Annotated in this window: 1 protein-coding gene; it reads left to right on the forward strand. The window is 35.2% G+C overall.

Translation table 11 applies throughout. From position 1 onward, the window contains the following. Positions 1-119 precede the first annotated feature (119 nt). Complete coding sequence (locus tag U860_RS0129730) at positions 120-1,580, forward strand: IS1182 family transposase (protein ID WP_025151332.1); 1,461 nt, start codon at positions 120-122, stop codon at positions 1,578-1,580. The last annotated feature ends 109 nt before the right edge of the window (positions 1,581-1,689 follow it).

Genomic DNA, 1,689 nt, shown 5'->3' on the forward strand with positions numbered 1-1,689 from the left:
TACGAGGGCACTGAAAAACTCCATCTGGTTCCACTTAGCGAGGTATTCGACGATTGAATCGTCGAATACCTCGCCTTTTTAATTTATAATAGAGAGACTAAATGCAGGTGGTGTTCCCAATGATTTCAAACCAAGAGACTTTCAACTTAAGTCCATATATGGCTATTTACGATATTGTCGTGCCAAAAGATAATATGCTTCGTCAAATTAACGAACTAGTGGATTTCTCATTCATTTTAGAGGAATTGAAAACAAAATATTGTTTAGACAATGGAAGAAATGCGATTCCTCCGATTCGAATGTTTAAGTACTTATTGTTAAAAGCCATTTTTGATGTATCTGATGTAGACCTTGTCGAACGTTCAAAATATGACATGTCTTTCAAGTATTTTTTAGGTATGGCGCCAGAAGATGACGTGATTGATTCAAGCTCACTCACAAAATTCCGCAGACTTCGTCTTCAAGACGTAAGTTTATTAGATATGCTCATTGGAAAAACAGTTGAAATCGCACTCGAAAAGAACATTATCAAAAGTAAAACAATCATTGTGGACGCAACACATACCAAAGCACGTTATAACCAAAAATCACCGAAAGAATTTTTACAAGAGAAATCAAAACATACCCGCAAAGCAGTGTATCAACTTGATAAATCCATGAAAGAAAAATTTCCAAAGAAGAATACTTCTAACGAAGTAAAAGATGAATTAGCTTACTGTGAAAAATTGATTGCCATTATTGAAAACAAACCACAAATCGCCCATCTACCAGCTGTAAAGGAAAAATTGAACGTGTTAAAAGAAGCTGTAGAAGATACGCAAGAACATCTAAATTATTCAACAGACACCGATGCACGAGTAGGACATAAAACAGCAAACAGTTCTTTCTTTGGTTATAAAACACATTTAGCAATTAGTGATGAACGTATTATTACAGCAGCAGTCGTTACAACAGGTGAAAAATCAGATGGACATTATCTACAAGAACTGATTGAAAAAAGTAAAGTAACAGGAATGGAAGTTGAAACAGTCATTGCTGACACGGCTTATTCAGGGAAAAACAATTTACTTTATACAAAAGAACAAAGCATTCAACTGATTTCTAAGTTAAATCCAATGATTACTCAAAATGGGCGAGCAAACGGAAAAGGATTTGACTTTAATAAAGATGCAGGTTTATTTGTATGTCCAGCAGGACATTTAGCAAAAAGAAAAAGTAAAAAACCAGATTCACATCCAGGAGCAAGTGCAAGAATGGTTTATTTTTTTGACGTTGAAAAATGTAAGGTCTGTCCACTCCGAGAAGGATGTTTTAAAGAAGGCGCAAAAACTAAAACCTATTCTGTTGCCATTAAATCAGAGGAACATTTAGACCAACAAGCTTTTCAAGAAACAGCAGAATTTAAACGTTTAGCTCGAGAGCGCTATAAAATCGAAGCAAAAAATAGTGAGTTAAAAAATAAACACGGGTACGATCAAGCATCGGCTGCGGGTTCATTTGGCATGCAAATTCAGGGAGCAACGACGATATTCGCTGTCAATCTAAAAAGAATCTTGAAGCTTCTGAATGAAAAAGGGTAATAAATAAGCAAAAAATTAGGGCGTTTCCTGTTCAAAATTGAACAAGAAGCGCCCTATCTTTCTCTAGAACGAATTTATTTATAAAAAACGCAAGTTTTTCAGTGCCCTC

This window comes from Bacillus sp. H1a (genome assembly GCF_000633475.1).
GTDB classification, from domain to species: domain Bacteria; phylum Bacillota; class Bacilli; order Bacillales; family Bacillaceae_G; genus Bacillus_A; species Bacillus_A paramycoides.